Raw genomic sequence first — 18,166 nt, forward strand, 5'->3', positions numbered from 1 at the left:
ATGGAATAAGGAAGGAAAGGTGCCTGTATGCGTACTAAAGATTTATCCTACTGGTTGTTTCTGGCCCCGGTTTTGCTGGCGCTTACGCTGGTTGTCATTGTTCCGATGCTTCTTGGAGTTTATTATTCATTCACCACCTGGAACGGCATTAATACAGGCGAGTTTGTCGGGTTCCAGAATTACATTAACTTGTTTAAAGACGAACGGTTCCTGGATTCGCTTTGGTTTACAACGAAATTCTCGATAGTGTCGGTAATCCTGATCAATATCATCGGTTTGTCGCTGGCGTTGCTAGTTACGGGACGCGTCCGTTCAAGCAAATTGCTGCGCACGACGTTTTTCATGCCGAACTTGATCGGCGGATTGATCCTTGGTTTTATCTGGCAGTTTATTTTCATCAAAGTATTCGCCAGTATCGGCGAAATCATTGGAATGGAAAGTTTGCAGGGCTGGCTGTCCACGACGGACACCGGATTCTGGGGATTGGTCATCTTGATGAGCTGGCAGATGGCAGGATACATAATGGTCATTTACATCGCTTATTTGGAAGGGATGCCAAAAGAGCTGCTGGAGGTTTCTGAAATTGACGGAGCATCCACGTTCCAGCGTTTCCGCTACATCATTTTTCCGCTTGTGGCACCGGCCTTTACAGTCAGCATGTTCCTTACCTTGTCCAACTCGTTCAAACTGTACGACCAGAACTTGTCGCTGACAGGCGGCGGGCCTTACAATTCAACTGAAATGGTGGCAATGGAAATTTTCAAGACAGCGTTCACGCAGAATGACTTTGCCTACGCGCAGGCGAAAGCCGTTATTTTCTTTGTCATCGTTGCCATCATCGCCCTTGTGCAAGTGTATTTGAACAAACGCAAGGAGGTTGAAATGTAATGAAGAAAAAATGGGATATCAAGTTGGAAGTTCTCGGAGGACTGCTGGCGCTGTTGTGGCTGGTTCCTTTTTATCTGATGTTCGTCAACTCGTTCAAATCGAAAAAAGAAATTTTCATGGACACGATCAGCCTTCCGGAAGCATGGAGTTTTGACAACTACATTACCGCTTTCGAGGAACTCGATTTTATGCGCACGCTTTTTAATTCGCTGTTGATCACCATCATCAGTGTGGTTTTGATCATTTTCTTTTCGGCCATGGCGGCGTATGCGTTATCACGCGCCAAAAGCAGGCTCAGCACGGTGCTGTTTTTCACATTTGTCGCAGCGATGCTGATTCCGTTCCAGTCGGTTATGATTCCGCTCGTAACCGTGTTCGGACAGTTTGAAATGCTGAATCGTGGCGGCCTGATCTTCATGTATCTCGGATTTGGCGCAAGCCTGTCGATTTTCCTGTATCATGGTGCTTTGAATAACATCCCGCGTTCGCTTGATGAAGCGGCGACAATTGACGGGGCAAACCGCTGGCAAGTGTTCTGGCACATCATCTTCCCGGTGTTAAAACCCATTACGGTGACAGTGGCAATCCTGAATATCATCTGGATATGGAACGATTACCTGCTGCCATCTCTCGTCATCAATACACCAGGCAGTGAAACGATTCCGCTGAAGATGTTCTTCTTCTTCGGAGAATATACAAAACAATGGCATTTGGCGCTTGCAGGATTGACGCTCGCTATTGTTCCAGTCATCATTTTCTATTTCTTCGCACAACGTGAAATCATCAAAGGAGTATCAGATGGAGCAGTAAAATAAGGGGGAGGTAAAAAATGGCAGTCACGATCAAAGACGTTGCGAAACAGGCTGGCGTGTCTCCGGCTACTGTGTCCCGGGTCATAGCCGACAATCCGCGGATCAGCAGCAAGACAAAAGTGAAAGTACGGGAAGTGATGGAAGGACTGGGCTATTTTCCAAATTTCCAAGCCCGCAATCTGGTTGGGAAAAAGAGCCAGACACTCGGCGTCATCATGGAAAATTCGGCGACACTGGCATTTCAAAATCCCTTTTTCCCGGAAGTGCTGCGCGGAATCTCAACCCGGGCGCATGGCAGCCAGTACGGTTTGTATTTATCGACGGGTGCCACTCAAGAAGAAATTTACCGGGAAGTTGTGGAAATGGTGCAAGGCAGGCGAGTCGATGGCATCGTTCTGCTGTATTCAAAAATCGGCGATCCGGTCATGCAGTATCTAGCCGAAAGCGGCTTGCCATACTCTGTGGTCGGCCGTCCCTTCACCGATCCATGCTCCGTATCATATGTCGACAACGACAATATCAACAACGCTAAAGAGACGGTGGAATACTTGGTCGGGCTCGGCCACAGGAACATCGCATTTGTCGGGGGAGCGGCGGATTTCGTTGTCTCGCTTGACCGGCTGGAAGGTTATAAGCAAGCCCTAGCCCAACATGGCATTCCATTTGACGAAGCCTATACGGTAAATCAGGAATTGATGGGCGGCGGTGAACGCGAGGCCATCCGCCAGCTGATGGCTCTGGAAATTCCGCCAACCGCTATTGTCACGCACGATGACATGGTGGCGTACGAAGTAATCGGATATCTCGAAGATTTGGAGATCGGTGTGCCGGAGGACGTCTCCATTATCGGTTTTAACAACCATGCAATTTCACGGCATTTAAAGCCGCCGCTGAGCACAGTGGATATTTCGATTTATGATCTGGGGCTGCATGCAGCCGAATTGGTATTAGAGAAAATAACAGACGAATCGACGCCTCCAAAACAAGTCGTAGTCGCTTCACGACTGATTGAACGAGGATCATGCCGCCGTCTTTGAGAGGGATTAGTTATGGATAAAAAATGGTGGAAAGAAGCAGTCGTCTATCAGGTTTATCCGCGCAGTTTCATGGATTCTGACGGAAATGGCCTAGGCGACATCAATGGCATTACAAGCAAATTGGATTATTTGAAAGACCTGGGCATCGACGTGATTTGGGTTTGTCCCATGTACAAGTCGCCAAACGACGACAATGGCTACGACATCAGCGATTACCAGGCGATTTTGGCGGATTTCGGCACGATGGCGGATTTCGAACGATTAATGGCAGAAGTGCACGCGCGCGGCATGAAGCTGATCATCGACTTGGTGATCAACCACACGAGCGATGAGCATCCATGGTTTATGGAATCGCGTTCCTCGCGTGACAATCCAAAGCGCGACTGGTACGTCTGGCGCGACGAACCGTTAAATTGGGAAAGCATTTTCGGCGGGCCAGCCTGGGATTACGATGAAAAAACCGGACAGTACTATTTGCATATTTTCTCGAAAAAACAGCCCGACTTGAATTGGGAAAACCCTGAAGTCCGCAGTGAACTTTACAAAATGGTCAACTGGTGGGTAGCCAAAGGCATCGACGGATTCCGTGTCGACGCCATCAGCCACATCAAAAAAGACTATTCAAATGCAGAAAATACTGAAGGACATTTGTTTGTGCCTTCCTGGGAAAAAATGATGAATGTCGATGGCATTCAGCCGCTTCTTCAGGAATTGTATGATGAAACTTTTGGCAAACACGATATCATGACAGTCGGTGAAGCCAACGGGGTTTCGGCAGATGAAATCCACGATTGGGTCAGCGCCGAAAACGGCAAGTTCAATATGATCTTCCAATTTGAGGACATCGACTTGTGGAACGTGGAAGTGCAAAACGGCGTGAATGCACCGGAACTGAAAAAAGTGCTCAGCAAGTGGCAGGAAAAAGTCAACGGCGTCGGCTGGAATGCATTATTTATTGAAAATCATGACAAGCCGCGCGTCGTTTCAACTTGGGGAGATGATCAGGTGTATTGGCGTGAAAGTGCAACAGCTCTCGCCTGCATGTATTTCTTCATGCAAGGCACGCCGTTCATTTATCAGGGCCAGGAAATCGGCATGTCGAATGCACCATTTGAAGAACTCGACCATTTTGATGATGTTCACACACACAATTTATATTTCCATAAAAAAGAAACGGGCATGGAGCACGACGCCATCATGACCTTGCTTCGCGCAACGAGCCGCGACCATTCACGGACGCCGATGCAATGGAACAACAGTCTTCATGCCGGCTTCTCGACGGCCATGCCGTGGATTAACGTCAACCCCAATTATGAGTGGCTGAACGTCGATGCGCAGGAAAACGACCCGCACTCGGTGCTGTCTTTCTACAAACAGATGATCTGGCTCCGGAAGAATATGGACGTTTTCATATATGGCGAGTACAAATTGTTGGAGCTGGGACACGACGCAGTGTTTGCCTATACGCGCGAATACGGCGATGACAAAGTGCTTATCGTGACGAATCTTGGCCAGCACGCGTGCCTTTGCGGAATCGATCCGGAAGGCTCCACATTGCTTTTGGCAAACTACACAAACATCGATCCCGCGCAATTGCTTCCATATGAAGCACGAGTATACAAAATTCCCAAAGAATCGTTAGTTGGTTAATAATGAATATCTGCAAAAGGACCAGAGAAAGGATCGACTTTCTCTGGTCTTTTTGTCGTCAAACAGTCATTTTTCATGGGTTCACCTGCATCAATGGAGGGTATAAATAAAACAAAGCACAAAGCAAAAAGGAGTCGATTGGCATGGCATTTGATTACGACCTGGATTATGAAAACCTGGATTTGCGGAAGCATCCTGAGCTGTACCGGGTAGGCAAGGGCGAGCAGGGCGTGTTGATGGTGGAGCCGTACAAAGGGGAGATTTTGCCGCATTGGCGTTTCAAGACGCCGGAAATTGCCCAGGAATCGTGCGATAAAATTTCAGAGATGTTCGAGGAATACCGCAAACAGGATGATTTTGTGGGAATGGATATGGCGCGCAAGTTTATCCAGATGGGCTACACGCGGGCGCGCCGCTACACCAATTACAAAGGCGGCCGCAAATACAACGAAGACGGCAGCATCAAGGAGCGTGAAATCGATCCGGTGAAAGCTGAGTCGGCGGCGATCTTCAAAAAGCGGTGGGACGAAATCAGGGAAGATGAAGATTACTTGAAGCGCAAAAAAGAGCATCAGAAAAAATTTGGTTGAGGTGAATCTTTTAGTTCGACAAAGCGTCAAGTAGCATAAGAACAACTTACAGAAAATAGGTGATGGAATGAAAAAGATCGTATTGGCTGGAGGCACCGGCTTTGTCGGGCAGTATTTGGAACGGAAATTTACAGACCAGGGCTATCGGGTCATCATCATTTCACGACAGCCGGATCATTTGAATTGGACCAACCACACTGGGATCGTTAAGGCGTTGGAAGGCGCGGAGATGCTCGTCAACCTGGCTGGGAAATCGGTGAATTGCAGGTATACCGAAGCCAACAAGCGGGAGATTTTTGATTCGCGGGTAGAGACGACCGAAGCCCTGGGCACAGCAATTCTTGCCTGCGACAACCCGCCGCCGCTGTGGATCAATTCCAGCACTTCGACCATTTACCGCCATGCAGAAGACCGCCCGATGACCGAAGCAAACGGAGAGTTTGGCAGCGGCTTTTCGGTGGAGGTTGGCAAAGCGTGGGAGCAGGCATTCTTCACATTCAAGCTGCCAAATACGCGACAGGCGGCGTTGCGCCTGTCTATTGTCCTCGGGAAAGACGGCGGCGTCATGAACCCTTATGAAAACATGGTGCGCTTCGGGCTCGGCGGCAAGCAGGGCAATGGCAAGCAAATGTTCAGCTGGATCCACTTGGAAGACGTCTACCGCATCATTCTGTTTGTCCGGGACCATGACAACATCAGCGGTGTCATCAATACAACCTCGCCTGAACCTGTCACCAACCGTGAACTGATGAAGCAGCTGCGGATTGCGATGGGTCGGAAAATAGGTTTGCCGGCAACCAAGTGGATGCTTGGCATGGGAGCGGTGGTCATCGGAACGGAAACGGAACTGATTCTGAAAAGCCGCTGGATTTTGCCGGAGCGGCTTCAGCAAGCCGGATTCCGATTCACTTACCCGACACTCGACAAAGCACTTGAAAATATTCTTCACCAATGAAAAATGAATCAATAGCACTAGAAAACTCTACTTTAGTAAAGTTTTTCTAGTGTTTTTTTATTTATTTTAAAATATTGCCTTTATTTCGAGATAATTGGGTTTAGGACGATGGTCTAAAGGCAATGGCAGAAGAGGGGGTGACAAATTGACCATAGACGAGAAATTATTAACTGGAATTCTGAACCGGGAAGAGCAGGCGCTGTCCGATTTGTACGACCGCTATCACCGGATCATTTGGAAGATTGCGCACCAAACCGATTCAGATCCGTCCGTCTGTGAGCAGCTTGTTGCCCAGGTGTTCCGTACTGTCTGGAAAGATCCGAAGAATTTTATGCACAACCGCAAACTGCTGGCGCAGCTGATTGACTGCTGCCGATCGCACAGCACTAGAGCCACTATAAAAAAATGTTCCTGAATTCTCTGCATTTCCGCCCGTTTGAGGGCAGGAGGTGTTTTTTTGTATCCTAAAGTTGACGGACTATAAAAATGGGAGTAACTTAAAGTCATTATAAAGATTGTTCCATTTGGAACGGTTCGGAAATGAAAGATGGTGAAGCAGATGAACGACAAAAAAGAAATGGAAGCGTATATGCAATTGATGCTGTCATTTGCCAATGTGCAGAAAAACATGGTGCGTTTTATTCAAAAGTCGGCCACGGAAAAAGGGCTGTCAATTCCGCAATACTCGGTGATGATGACCATCATCAGCTGCAGTGAAATGACGCAGAAAACCGTTGGTGAAAAGACGTTTTTGCCAAAAAGCACTTTGAGCCAGGCAGTGGATGGACTGGTCAAAGAAGGCTATCTTGACCGTCGCCAAGTAGAGGACAACCGCCGTGAAACTTTGCTTGCGCTGAGCGAAAAAGGCAAGGCATTGGTAGAAGAACTTCACCTCCAGGAAGACGGGCTGCACCAAGTGTTCAAAGCTGCCAGTGAACAGTTCACTCCTGATCAAGTGGCTGAACTGCTCATAGCACACCGAAAAATCTCAACTTATTTAAAAGAAGTGGAACTGGAAGTGACTGCAAAATGATTAAAATTATGAAAAACCTCAGTCCTTATAAATGGGTTGTATTGGCAGTTGTCGCCCTGGTTTTCGGTCAATCGATGGCAGAGCTGTTCCTGCCGACTTTGATGGCAGACATCATCGACAACGGCGTCGTCAAAGGCGATATTCCGTATATTTGGAGAATTGGGGGCTGGATGCTGCTGGTGTCGGCTATTGGCGCTGTTGCGGCCGTTTTTGCCAGTTATTATTCGGCCAAAGCAGCGATGGGGCTCGGCCGCGACTTGCGGCAGAAAGTCTTTAAGCATGTCGGCCAGTTTTCGCTGCAGGAATTTGATGAAGTGGGGACCGCATCGCTGATTACGCGCACCACGAACGACATTACCCAGGTGCAGCAAGTGGTCATCATGATGCTGCGGATGGTCATCAGCGCACCGATCATGCTGGTCGGCGGGATTATCATGGCGGTTTCAAAAGACGCCCAATTGTCCTTGGTCATCATCGGTGCCATGCCGGTATTGGCTGTATCGATCCTATTGATTTTGAAATACGGCATGCCGTTGTTCCAGGAAGTCCAGGAACGGCTGGACGGCTTGAACCTGGTCGTGCGGGAAAACTTGACGGGCATCCGCGTTATCCGCGCCTTTAACCGTGAGCCTCAGGAAAAAGCGCGCATGCAAAAGGCCAATCGCGAACTGGCCGATGTCTCGATTAAAGTCAACAAAGTCATGGCTTTCTTGATGCCTGTCATGATGCTGGTCATGAACTTGACCGTCGTTGCGGTCATTTGGTTCGGCGGCATCCGCATCAATAATAGCGCCATGCAGATCGGGGATCTGATGGCATTTATCCAATACGTCATGATGATCATGTTTGCCTTGGTCATGGCTTCTTTCATGTTCGTCATGGTTCCGCGTGCAGCAGTATCTGCGAGACGCATCAATGAAGTGCTGGAAATGAAGCCGGCTTTCACGGACGATGGCACGGCCAAAGCGGACCGCACACGCGGTACGCTGGAATTCGAAGACGTTTCCTTCTATTATCCAGGAGCGGAAGAGCCGGCGCTGTCGAATATCAGCTTTACTGCCAAACCGGGTGAAATTACCGCGTTGATCGGCGGGACAGGTTCCGGCAAGTCAACGCTCGTCAATCTTGTGCCGCGCTTCTACGATATCAACAGCGGAACCATCCGGGTCAACGGCGTCGATATCCGCGAGGCTTCCCAGCAGGAAATCCGGTCGAAAATCGGCTTTGTGCCGCAGAAATCGATCCTGTTCACCGGAACGATTGCCGACAATATCCGCTTTGGCAAACAGGACGCCAATCAGCAGGAAATGGACCATGCGGCAAACATTGCGCAGGCAACAGAATTTATCAATCAAATTGAAGGCGGCTACGCGGCTGAAATTGAGCAGGGCGGCTCTAACCTTTCAGGCGGTCAAAAGCAGCGTCTGTCGATCGCCCGCGCATTGATCCGCAAGCCGGATCTGTATATTTTCGACGACAGCTTTTCGGCGCTCGATTTTAAAACCGATGCCAAGCTACGAAGAGCATTAAAAGACGAAACGAAAAATGCCACCGTGCTGCTGGTGGCACAGCGCGTCAGCACCGTAGTCGACGCGGACCGCATCATCGTGCTGGAAAAAGGCAAAGTGGTGGGAATGGGCACGCATAAAGAGCTGCTCGAATCCAATGAAGTTTACCGCGAAATTGCCCTATCCCAGCTGTCAGAGGAGGAAATCGCATGAGCAAGATGGGACCTCCACACGGCGGAGCAAATATGCCGCCGGAAAAAGCCAAAGATTTCAAAGGCACATTCCGCCGCCTTGTTTCTTATTTAAAACCACGGCGCAAAAAACTGGCAGCTGTTTTCCTGGTCGCGATTCTCAGTACGGTGTTCACCATCGTCGGACCAAAAATCATGGGGATGGCGATCACCGAATTGTTCGAAGGCGCGTATGGCCAATTGCAGGGCGTTCCGGGCGGCGGCCTCGACTTTGGTGTCATCGGCCAGATTCTCGCCATTCTTGCAGGACTGTACCTGTTCAGCAGTTTGTTCAGCTATATCCAGCAATACATGATGTCTACAGTGGCACAGGACACGGTCTATGATCTGCGCCAGGACGTCAACAAAAAACTTGAGAAACTGCCGCTGGAGTATTTTGATGGGCGGCCAAATGGCGAAACTTTAAGCCGCATGACCAATGACATCGACACGATCGGCAGCACATTGCAGCAAAGTTTGACGCAATTTATCACGTCAATTGTCACCATCGTCGGAATTTTAGTGATGATGCTGACGATCAGTCCTTTGCTGACGTTGATCGCGGTTGTCTCCCTGCCGCTGTCACTGTTCGTCATCGGACCGATCTTGAAAAGATCCCAGAAATACTTCAGCAGCCAGCAAAAAAATCTGGGCCGCCTGAACGGCCACGTTGAAGAAATGTATACGGGCCACCAGGTCGTCAAAGCGTTCGGACACGAAGCCAAATCCAACGAACAATTCGATGCAGTCAATGAAGAGCTTTACGATGCCGGGCGTAAGGCACAATTTATCTCCGGGATCATCATGCCGATGATGACTTTGATCGGCAACTTGAGCTATGTGCTAATCAGCGTTGTCGGCGGGATCCTGGTGACGCAGCGCGCCATCTCCATCGGGGACATCCAGGCGTTCATCACTTACTCCAAACAGTTTACGCAGCCAATCACCCAGACGGCGAACATCGCCAACATCATCCAGTCGACAGTAGCCGCCGCTGAGCGGGTCTTTGAATTGCTGGATGAACAAGAGGAAGTTGAGGAAGTGACGACTTCTGTTCTGGCACGTGCAAAAGGCGCAGTCGCTTTTGAAGACGTCGACTTCGGCTACGGCAACAATTTGCTGATCGACAAAATGAGCATCAATGTCCGGCCGGGGCAAACGGTCGCAATCGTCGGGCCGACTGGGGCAGGCAAAACGACTTTGATCAATCTATTGATGCGCTTTTACGAATTGAAAGGCGGGCGCATCACCATCGACGGCCTTGATTCGCGGGAAATGTCGAGACATGAACTGCGCCAGAACTTCGGCATGGTGCTGCAGGATACGTGGCTGTTCAACGGCACGATCCGTGACAACATTGCCTACGGAAAAACAGGCGCGACGGAAGAGGAAATTCTGGCAGCGGCAGAAGCGGCCCATGCCGACCATTTTATCCGCACTTTGCCCGACGGCTACGATACCATCTTGAACCAGGAAGTATCGAACATTTCACAAGGGCAAAAGCAGCTATTGACCATTGCCCGTGCAATTCTCGCCGATCCGCCGATCATGATCCTGGATGAAGCCACTTCAAGTGTCGATACCCGCACGGAGATCTTTATCCAGCAAGCCATGAACCGTTTAATGGATGGCCGCACAAGCTTTGTCATTGCGCATCGATTGTCGACCATTAAAGACGCGGATCTGATCCTCGTTATGGATCAAGGGAAAGTCATCGAGCAAGGGACGCACCAACAGCTTCTCGACAAAGACGGTTTCTACGCCGATCTGTATCATAGCCAATTTTCAGCGAAAGTGGCTGTGTAAAATGCAAAAGGTCCCCCGTGCACAAAATGCACGGGGGACCTTTTGCTATTCAGGGATCGATTTTTTGCGGGTATCCAAACCGCGTGCCAGCCAGATAATAGCGGCGATCAACAGCACCGAACTGATGCCAAGGACGGCCGCGTTTGGCGTCGCTTTCGTGTAGACATCCGCCAAATTGAAAATGGCGATCGATTCCGGCCAGGTTGGCGCCAGGAACATCGCAGCCGCTGCCAAGGAATTATTGATGATATGCAATAGGATCGGCAAGAGCAGATTGTTGGTCCGCAAATACAGCAGGGATGCCACCACACCAAACAGGAACGCGCCAATGATATCCAGATGCAGTATGCCAAACAGCAAACTTGATATCAGAATGCCGCCCCACATGGAGGTTTTGCCGATCATCCGTTTGAGCAGCACGCCGCGGAACATGAATTCCTCGACCACAGGCGCCAAAATCGCGATGGTGAAAATCGTGAAGACGATGTACCAAGGCGTATCCGGTATCGGAAACGTCTCCAGCATGAAATCGACCAGCCATGGCGCAACCGGTGCGAGCACAAACAGCTGAAACCAAAACATGCTGAGCGAAAAGGCGATCGACACCGCAACTAAGCCGAATAAAGCCGGCAGCCACTTTTGGATGCCGCCAAAAGACAGGACGCTCCAAACAGATGCATTGTGCTTGCGGAAATAATAGCCGAAATAGATGCCTGGAACAAGGACATAGAGCACCAATTGGCTGACGACATCAAAAGTCGTATCGCTGACATCCATCACCAGCAAAACCACAATTGTCAAAATCATGCCAAGCACAGAAAACAGGATCAAATAACGCGCCTTCATTTGTTCAAACATGGAGCCACCGCCTTTGTTTTTCGTTATGTATACAAATTATACGCATCCTCGCGCCGCAGGTTTCATTTTCTTCCAAACCCAAAAACTCTTCCGTATTGTCTGTTTTTAGACACGGAGGCAAAAACACGTTATGCTTAAAGGAGTTTACCCGACCGTTTTGTCGGCGGGAAGAACGGAAGGATGATTCAGATGGCGTTTCTAGACAAACTGAACCAATTGAAAGACAAGTCGATCGAAAAAGGCAAAGCGCATTGGGAAGAAAACAAAGACGACTACAAAGAAAAAGCAACAACTTACAAAGATAAAGCGATGGTCATGAAAGACGACGTGGCCAATAAAATCAAAGAAAAAACAAAAAAATAGTAGTGAAGTTAGCCGGGCGAATGCTGCCGGGCTATTTTTTTGTGGAAAATTAGGATGTTTAACAGGCATCTTTTGTGTTTCTACCTGAGGTTTATCGATTTCTACATGAAGGTTTCACCAGTCAACCGGAAGTGTGTGTGGCTACCTGAGATTTTGGGAGTTCTACAAGCGTTTTTTGTGTTTCTACCTGAAGTTTATCGATTTCTACATGAAACTTTCACCAGTCAACCGGAAGTGTGTGTGGCTACTTGAGGTTTTGGGAGTTCTACAGGCATCTTTTGTGTTTCTACCTGAGGTTTATCGATTTCTACATGAAGGTTTCACCAGTCAACCGGAAGTGTGTGTTTCTACCTGAGGTTTTGGGAGTTCTACAGGCATTTTTTGTGTTTCTACCTGAAGTTTGTAGTTCTTTACCTAAAACTTTCACCTCCCAACACCTCTTACTCCTCGCTATTTAATAAATGCGGAAAATTCAGTCTTTATATTATCTCCTATTCAAGCGATAATAGGAGTAATGAAAAGAGCGGAGGTCATTTGATGAGAAAGGCATTATTCTTTCTATTGATTCTCATGTTAGCGGCATGCCAGGAAGACGATGCCGAGCCAGCTCCTGAGCAGCTGCCGGAAGAAACAGCCGAAGCGGTCGCATCGCCGGAAGTGCGGGTAGCGGAATTTATTGAGCTGTGGAAGAGTGGGGACTTTCCTGCGATGCATACCAATTATTTGAATCAGGGAACGCAATCGGTATACGGCGAGGCGAATTTTGTCACCTGGCAGCAGGAGCTTCATGAACAATTGGCAATCGCCAATCTGGAAATCTCATACACACCGGTGGAAGACGGAGACTGGAACCCGGAACAGCCGGCGGATTTCCCGATTCAAGTAGCGTTCGATACGATCATCGGCCCGGTGGAATTTGAAAAGACACTGACGCTGCTGTATGAATCGCACGGAGAAGTGGAAGACTGGTTTGTTGAATGGGATCCGTCTTTTATTTTGCCGAATCTGGAAGCAGGAGATCAGGTATCAACGGAAATAATCCAGGGGCCGCGGGGGGAGATTGTCGACCGCAACGGCAACGCGATCGCTTCCAACAACACCGGCTACGAGGTCAGTATCATTCCGGAAAACTTTGATGACTCCAAAAAGCAGCAGCTGGCAGAACTGCTTGGCATGAGCGAGCAGGCCATTGACGACAAGCTCAACCAGTCCTGGGTGCAGCCGCATTATCTCGTGCCGATTGCGCAAATCAAGGCGGACCAATCCACATTGGATGAGCTGTTCACGATTACCGGCACGACGCGTGCAGAAGTGGACATGCGCAATTATCCGTACGGCCGTGCCTTGTCGCACATTACCGGCTATATGGGCCCAATCACCGCCGAGCAGCTGGAAGCGTGGAGCGGCCAGGGCTATTCGGCCGAAACAATGGTCGGGCGGCAAGGCCTGGAAGAAATATTGCAGGAACGCCTACGCGGTTCGGCAGGCGGGCGCATCGTTTTAGAGAAGCAGCAGGAAAACGCCGTCATCACCTCAGTGGAAAATGAACCTATTCCAGGAGAGACGGTCGCGTTGACGATAGACGCCGAACTGCAGCAAACTCTTTACGGCTCAATGGAAGAACAAGCGGGAACCAGTGCCGCCATCGATCCGGATACCGGAGAAACGCTGGCGCTCGTCAGCTCACCGGGCTTTGATCCCAATGAATTCGTACCGAACATTACCAACAGCCGCTACCAGGAACTGGCCAACGATCCGCTCCAGCCGTTCTTCAACCGTTTTGCAGCTGTCTATACCCCGGGTCCTGTCATCCAGCCAATCACAGCGGCCATCGGATTGGAAAGCGGCACGCTCGATCCGGCTGAAGGCTTGGACATTGCCGGCAATTCATGGCAGCGCTTTGCTTCTTGGGGCGATTATCGGGTTACCCGGCCGCACGCTGACGTGCCAAATCCGATTGATCTCGACAAAGCACTCGTTTATTCCGACGCGATATATTTTGCCCAGCAGGCGCTCAATATACCAAATGACGATTTTCGGACCGGCTTGGAAAACTTCGGCTTCGGGGAGGAAATTGACTTTCCAATCGGCTTGTCACCGTCACGCATTTCACAGGACGGCACATTCGGCTCGGAAGGCCAGCTCGCCGGAACAGCTTCCGGCCAAGGGCAGATGCAGGTCAATATTCTGCACCTGGCCACTTTATACAGCCCCGTTTTGACAAGCGGCACGCTCTATAAGCCGACTTTGCTTCTCGATGACGAAGATCAGCAAGTGTGGAATGAAAATCTGCTAAGCGCTGAAAATGCTGAGCTGCTGCGGATGAGCTTAAGCAATGCCGACACGGAACTGGGCACAGAACTCGCCGGCAAAAGCGGAACCGCGAATGAAAGAGGCGAGCAGAACGCATGGTTTGTCGGTTATAGCCTTGTCAATCCGGATTTGATTGTCGCAATGATGATTGAAGGAGAAGAAGAGGTGGAAGGGATGGTCGAGCAGGTTCTCGAGGAGCGGGAGAATGAATGAGTCAGGCGGATGTTGCCTGGCTTTTTTTGTGGGAGAAAATCGTATGCTTGGAGGTGGAGTTTTTAGTTTTTCATTTAGCAGGGGCGTGTGATTGGCTTCAACCCGGGTGTTTTCTTTTTCAACCCGGGTGTTCGCTGCTTCAACCCGGGTGTTTGCAATTTCAACCGGGCTTCCCATAAAAAAACAAGCATCCATAGGATAGCCTGCTTTTCCAATCCGTATTCATTCATATTCTTCATTCTCCGGTGGACCTAGTTTGTCGGTCAGAATCTCCAGGATGTCGTCGAAATACTTGCCTTCGTACCACATTTCCTTATACGAAGCCGACCGGATGATCGCGCGCGGTTCAACTTTTGTCACATCGATTTGTGCCGTATGGCTGGAACCAGTTTCCTCGATTTCTTTCTTTTTGTCGCGGATAAAGCTTTCCATGTCATCCGCTTCATAATGCTGGAACGTCTCTACTACGTCATCAAATAGCGGCATCGTATCCTCCGAGCTTTCGAACAGCCAGGCATAGCCTTTCTTGTCATTGGCCAATCGCAAAGTCAATTGATATTCCAAAAAATCCATCTCCTTTTCAATCTATTTGCCGAACACGAAAATCCATGGCAGTGGATAAGGTACCAGCAAAAAATTGCTGTAATAGGCATATACCCGATTGTCCGGCAGTCAGTCCTGATAAATGCAAATTAAGATGGGTGAACATCTATTTATAGAAAAGTTTTGCTAAAAATATAGCGAAACGATGTCGCTTTTTTAGACAAACAATTATTTCCATCAAAAGCAGCACGTTCCACTGTATACTTTACATCAAAATGTGCTATTATTTCTTATTACAAAGAGAAATTGCTTTACTGCAATGGATCGAATCGGATTTCAGCTGTCAGAAAATTTCCGGCAGTTGAATGAAACAAAAAGGGAGGCGTCTGCATTGGGAAGGGCTTAATGAAGATTGGTGAAATTGCAAAAATGAGCGGGGTATCAACAAGAACCATCGATTTTTACACGGTATCCGGATTGCTGCACAGTGAACGTTCCGACTCAAACTACCGGCTTTATCCGGCTTCTGCCCTGCAGACGCTGGAACGTATTCAGCTGCTGAAAAAACAGCGGCTGTCGATTTCTGAGATTCAAGAAATCCTTGATGCGCCTGAAAATCAGGAAACGGAGCTGTTGGTGGAGGAAGTTTATGAAGAATTCGAATGCCTGCAGCGAAAAATTACGTGTTTGGAAGAGCAGTTGAAAGATGCCCCAAACACAGTGAAAACGCACGTCAGCAAAACGCTTGAGCATCAATTGGCAGCAATTACCGCCTTGATCGCTTTGCTGTAATCAACTTTGGAGGTGAATCCCTTTTTTTAGGGAAGACACGTGGATATAGTTACCTTATTGAATTTAGTGTTATTAGTAGTATTGATTGCCTTGACGGCGTTTTTCGTCGGCTCGGAGTTTGCGGTCGTTAAAATCCGTATGTCGCGGCTCGACCAATTGATTGCAGAAGGAAATAAAAAAGCGGTGACTGCCAAAAAAGTAGCCACTGATTTGGACTATTACTTGTCTGCCTGCCAGCTCGGCATTACTGTAACGGCACTCGGTCTCGGTGCACTCGGGAAACCGACAGTCGAGCGCCTGATGTACCCGATTTTTGAATACTTCTCAGTTTCAGATGCTGTTGCATCGACTGCTTCCTACGCCATTGCGTTTCTGCTTGTGACTTACCTTCACGTAGTCGTCGGCGAAATGGCGCCTAAAACATTGGCAATCCAATTTGCCGAAAAAATGTCCTTGCTTTTGGCACCGCCGCTCTACTGGTTTGGTAAAATCATGAAGCCATTCATCTGGTCACTGAACGGGGCTGCCCGACTCTTGCTGAAACTTTTTGGCATTCAGCCGGCAGCGCACGAACAGGCCTATTCGGAAGAAGAACTGAAACTTGTGATGGCCCAGAGCTTTGAAGGCGGAGCCATCAATGAAACTGAACTTTCTTATATGGAAAACGTTTTTTCATTCGATGAGCGCGTGGCCAAAGACATTATGGTGCCGCGTACCGAACTGGTTACGCTGGACAAAGATATGCCGTTGGAAGAAATCATCGAGATTTTGGATGAAAACAACTATACGCGTTATCCCGTGACAGAAGATGGGGACAAAGACCGCGTTCTCGGTTTTGTCAGTGCGAAAAAGATGCTTCCCCATATTGTTGCCGGACGAGACTGGCAACTTGAGGGATTTGTTTTGGAACTGCCAACCGTTTTTGAACAGACTGGCCTGCAGGACGCTTTATTGCGCATGCAAAATGCCCGCGTTCATATTGCCCTTGTGGCGGACGAGTACGGCGGAACTGCCGGTATGATTACGATGGAAGATATTCTGGAAGAAATCGTTGGCGAAATCCGCGATGAATTTGATGCCGACGAAGTGGCAGACATCAGCAATGTCAGTGACAATCAATACTTGATCAATGGCCGTGTACTGCTGAAGGATCTCGAAGAACGTTTTGGTTTATCATTTGACGAAAGCGAAGACATTGACACCATCGGCGGTTGGATCCATTTCAAGAGTCCGGGAGAAGTGGAGACCGGTGGAAGCTTCACGGAGTCGAATATTACGTGGACAGTCATCGAAATGGATAACCAGCAGATCAAGCAAGTTATGTTCCATAAACTACCTAAAAACTGAAAAGAGTCAACTGAATAAGTTGAACTGATCTACATGAATGGAAACATTTCTCCGCAGTTCAACTTATAAATTTAATGGAGGTGAATCCCTCGTTTTGAGGGAGACGAATTGGATGGACAAATAATAATTAACTTAATACTCGTGGCGTTGCTGATTATCGGTACTGCATTTTTCGTAGGTGGCGAATTCGCCATCTTGAAGGTAAGGATGTCGAGGATCGACCAACTGATTTCAGAAGGCAACAAGAAGGCCGTACGTGCCAAAGAAGTGGCCAATGATCTCGATTATTACCTGTCCGCCTGCCAGTTGGGTATTACTGTAACCGCCCTGGCCCTTGGTGCATTAGGAGAGCCGACAGTTGAACGCATGCTCCACCCGCTTTTTGATACCTTTGAAGTTTCGCCTGCGATGTCGACGTTCCTTTCCTATGCAATCGCACTCAGCATTGTAACGTTCCTGCACGTAGTTATTGGGGAATTGGCGCCTAAAACATTGGCGATTCAATATGCCGAGAAAATGACGTTGCTTCTCGCTCCGCCGCTTTACTGGTTCGGTAGAATCATGTACCCATTCATTTGGGTGATGAATGGTTCGGCACGCCAGCTCCTGCGTTTATTCAAAGTAGAGCCAGCCGGCCACGAAGTAGCCCATTCAGAAGAAGAATTAAAGCTGATCATGGCGGAAAGCTATCAAAGTGGTGAAATCAACCAGACTGAATTGACTTATTTGAAAAACATCTTTGCTTTTGATGACCGCATTGTCCGGAATATCATGATTCCGAAGGCGGAAATTGTTTCAGTCGACAGCCGCCTGACGCGTTCAGAGCTGTTTGAGGTATTGGACAAACACGAATATACCCGTTTCCCAGTAGCTCAGCATGGCGATAAATCCCGGTTGATTGGATTCATCAATACGAAAGAACTGTTGACCAGCATGGCAGCAGGAAGAGAACAAAATCCGGAATCGTTTATCCACGAGATGCCGCGCTTCCCGGAAACGACCCCGATCCAAACCGTTTTGACTAAAATGCAGCAAAGCCGCACGCACATGGCGATCATCACCGCGAAAGACGGTGCTACGTCAGGACTTGTGACGATGGAAGACATTTTAGAAGAAATTGTCGGCGAAATCAGCGACGATTCGTTCGAAGCAGAACCGACTTGATTGGAATAAAGAAGGAGAGAGACCCTGATCCGCGCCCCATTTAGTGGACAGTTTATAAAAAAGG

The 18,166-nt window shown here is 48.8% G+C and carries 17 protein-coding genes; 15 read left to right on the plus strand and 2 right to left on the minus strand.

The annotated features are described in order from the left end of the window. Positions 1 to 27: 27 nt before the first annotated feature. The 10 genes from GJB59_RS04410 (at position 28) to GJB59_RS04455 (ending at position 10,509) form a co-directional block, all read left to right on the plus strand. Positions 28 to 888, plus strand: coding sequence for a carbohydrate ABC transporter permease (locus tag GJB59_RS04410; protein ID WP_142829263.1), 861 nt, complete (start codon positions 28 to 30; stop codon positions 886 to 888). Beyond that, a complete protein-coding gene (locus GJB59_RS04415) occupies positions 888 to 1,703 on the plus strand; it encodes a carbohydrate ABC transporter permease (RefSeq protein WP_142829265.1) in 816 nt (271 codons plus the stop codon). Before GJB59_RS04410 ends, GJB59_RS04415 begins: the two co-directional genes overlap by 1 nt. A 14-nt stretch (positions 1,704 to 1,717) precedes the next feature. Continuing rightward, positions 1,718 to 2,737, plus strand: coding sequence for a LacI family DNA-binding transcriptional regulator (locus GJB59_RS04420; RefSeq protein ID WP_142829267.1), 1,020 nt, complete (start codon positions 1,718 to 1,720; stop codon positions 2,735 to 2,737). A gap of 12 nt (positions 2,738 to 2,749) precedes the next feature. After that, positions 2,750 to 4,387, plus strand: coding sequence for a glycoside hydrolase family 13 protein (locus GJB59_RS04425; RefSeq protein ID WP_142829269.1), 1,638 nt, complete (start codon positions 2,750 to 2,752; stop codon positions 4,385 to 4,387). A 143-nt stretch (positions 4,388 to 4,530) separates the two neighbouring features. Beyond that, positions 4,531 to 4,977, plus strand: coding sequence for a DUF4385 domain-containing protein (locus GJB59_RS04430; RefSeq protein WP_142829271.1), 447 nt, complete (start codon positions 4,531 to 4,533; stop codon positions 4,975 to 4,977). 67 nt (positions 4,978 to 5,044) lie between these two features. Continuing rightward, positions 5,045 to 5,932, plus strand: a complete 888-nt coding sequence (locus GJB59_RS04435) for a TIGR01777 family oxidoreductase (protein WP_142829273.1) — start codon at positions 5,045 to 5,047, stop codon at positions 5,930 to 5,932. Positions 5,933 to 6,077: 145 nt separating this feature from the next. Continuing rightward, positions 6,078 to 6,347 (plus strand): RNA polymerase sigma factor, encoded by a 270-nt coding sequence (locus GJB59_RS04440; RefSeq protein WP_142829275.1) that lies wholly within the window; start codon positions 6,078 to 6,080, stop codon positions 6,345 to 6,347. A gap of 144 nt (positions 6,348 to 6,491) precedes the next feature. Further along, positions 6,492 to 6,965: a MarR family winged helix-turn-helix transcriptional regulator gene (locus GJB59_RS04445; protein WP_142829277.1), complete on the plus strand. Its 474-nt coding sequence runs from the start codon at positions 6,492 to 6,494 to the stop codon at positions 6,963 to 6,965. After that, the gene (locus GJB59_RS04450) at positions 6,962 to 8,686 is read left to right on the plus strand and encodes an ABC transporter ATP-binding protein (protein ID WP_142829279.1); all 1,725 of its coding nucleotides are present in this window, start codon (positions 6,962 to 6,964) and stop codon (positions 8,684 to 8,686) included. Before GJB59_RS04445 ends, GJB59_RS04450 begins: the two co-directional genes overlap by 4 nt. Beyond that, positions 8,683 to 10,509: an ABC transporter ATP-binding protein gene (locus tag GJB59_RS04455; protein WP_142829281.1), complete on the plus strand. Its 1,827-nt coding sequence runs from the start codon at positions 8,683 to 8,685 to the stop codon at positions 10,507 to 10,509. The genes GJB59_RS04450 and GJB59_RS04455 overlap by 4 nt, the downstream gene beginning before the upstream one ends. 45 nt (positions 10,510 to 10,554) lie before the next feature. On the opposite strand, the gene GJB59_RS04460 is transcribed toward GJB59_RS04455, so the two are convergent. Beyond that, positions 10,555 to 11,367, minus strand: a complete 813-nt coding sequence (locus tag GJB59_RS04460; protein WP_142829283.1) for a CPBP family intramembrane glutamic endopeptidase — start codon at positions 11,365 to 11,367, stop codon at positions 10,555 to 10,557. 189 nt (positions 11,368 to 11,556) lie between these two features. Here GJB59_RS04460 and GJB59_RS04465 point away from each other — a divergent pair, with 189 nt between their 5' ends. Both GJB59_RS04465 and GJB59_RS04470 read left to right on the plus strand, forming a co-directional pair. Then, positions 11,557 to 11,730 (plus strand): hypothetical protein, encoded by a 174-nt coding sequence (locus tag GJB59_RS04465; RefSeq protein WP_185960097.1) that lies wholly within the window; start codon positions 11,557 to 11,559, stop codon positions 11,728 to 11,730. 537 nt (positions 11,731 to 12,267) lie between these two features. Next, positions 12,268 to 14,256 (plus strand): penicillin-binding transpeptidase domain-containing protein, encoded by a 1,989-nt coding sequence (locus tag GJB59_RS04470; RefSeq protein ID WP_142829285.1) that lies wholly within the window; start codon positions 12,268 to 12,270, stop codon positions 14,254 to 14,256. 222 nt (positions 14,257 to 14,478) lie between these two features. On the opposite strand, the gene GJB59_RS04475 is transcribed toward GJB59_RS04470, so the two are convergent. Further along, complete coding sequence (locus tag GJB59_RS04475) at positions 14,479 to 14,820, minus strand: hypothetical protein (protein ID WP_142829288.1); 342 nt, start codon at positions 14,818 to 14,820, stop codon at positions 14,479 to 14,481. 384 nt (positions 14,821 to 15,204) lie between these two features. On the opposite strand from GJB59_RS04475, the gene GJB59_RS04480 reads away from it, so the two are divergent. From GJB59_RS04480 to GJB59_RS04490, 3 genes are all read left to right on the plus strand, one after another. Continuing rightward, positions 15,205 to 15,591, plus strand: a complete 387-nt coding sequence (locus tag GJB59_RS04480; protein ID WP_142829290.1) for a MerR family transcriptional regulator — start codon at positions 15,205 to 15,207, stop codon at positions 15,589 to 15,591. A gap of 39 nt (positions 15,592 to 15,630) precedes the next feature. Beyond that, positions 15,631 to 16,938, plus strand: a complete 1,308-nt coding sequence (locus GJB59_RS04485; protein WP_142829292.1) for a hemolysin family protein — start codon at positions 15,631 to 15,633, stop codon at positions 16,936 to 16,938. A 108-nt stretch (positions 16,939 to 17,046) separates the two neighbouring features. Next, positions 17,047 to 18,102 carry a hemolysin family protein gene (locus GJB59_RS04490; RefSeq protein ID WP_142829294.1) on the plus strand — a complete coding sequence of 352 codons (1,056 nt, stop codon included), beginning with the start codon at positions 17,047 to 17,049 and terminating at the stop codon, positions 18,100 to 18,102. Positions 18,103 to 18,166 lie beyond the last annotated feature (64 nt).

Source organism: Planococcus soli (assembly GCF_016881065.1).
GTDB classification, from domain to species: domain Bacteria; phylum Bacillota; class Bacilli; order Bacillales_A; family Planococcaceae; genus Planococcus; species Planococcus soli.

Excerpts from the sequence above, each read along its gene's own strand:
- GJB59_RS04410 (WP_142829263.1), top strand. The coding sequence starts at position 28 with ATGCGTACTAAAGATTTATCCTACTGGTTGTTTCTGGCCCCGGTTTTG.
- GJB59_RS04415 (WP_142829265.1), top strand. The coding sequence starts at position 888 with ATGAAGAAAAAATGGGATATCAAGTTGGAAGTTCTCGGAGGACTGCTG.
- GJB59_RS04420 (WP_142829267.1), top strand. The coding sequence starts at position 1,718 with ATGGCAGTCACGATCAAAGACGTTGCGAAACAGGCTGGCGTGTCTCCG.
- GJB59_RS04425 (WP_142829269.1), top strand. The coding sequence starts at position 2,750 with ATGGATAAAAAATGGTGGAAAGAAGCAGTCGTCTATCAGGTTTATCCG.
- GJB59_RS04430 (WP_142829271.1), top strand. The coding sequence starts at position 4,531 with ATGGCATTTGATTACGACCTGGATTATGAAAACCTGGATTTGCGGAAG.
- GJB59_RS04435 (WP_142829273.1), top strand. The coding sequence starts at position 5,045 with ATGAAAAAGATCGTATTGGCTGGAGGCACCGGCTTTGTCGGGCAGTAT.
- GJB59_RS04445 (WP_142829277.1), top strand. The coding sequence starts at position 6,492 with ATGAACGACAAAAAAGAAATGGAAGCGTATATGCAATTGATGCTGTCA.
- GJB59_RS04450 (WP_142829279.1), top strand. The coding sequence starts at position 6,962 with ATGATTAAAATTATGAAAAACCTCAGTCCTTATAAATGGGTTGTATTG.
- GJB59_RS04455 (WP_142829281.1), top strand. The coding sequence starts at position 8,683 with ATGAGCAAGATGGGACCTCCACACGGCGGAGCAAATATGCCGCCGGAA.
- GJB59_RS04460 (WP_142829283.1), bottom strand. The coding sequence starts at position 11,367 with ATGTTTGAACAAATGAAGGCGCGTTATTTGATCCTGTTTTCTGTGCTT.
- GJB59_RS04465 (WP_185960097.1), top strand. The coding sequence starts at position 11,557 with ATGGCGTTTCTAGACAAACTGAACCAATTGAAAGACAAGTCGATCGAA.
- GJB59_RS04470 (WP_142829285.1), top strand. The coding sequence starts at position 12,268 with ATGAGAAAGGCATTATTCTTTCTATTGATTCTCATGTTAGCGGCATGC.
- GJB59_RS04480 (WP_142829290.1), top strand. The coding sequence starts at position 15,205 with ATGAAGATTGGTGAAATTGCAAAAATGAGCGGGGTATCAACAAGAACC.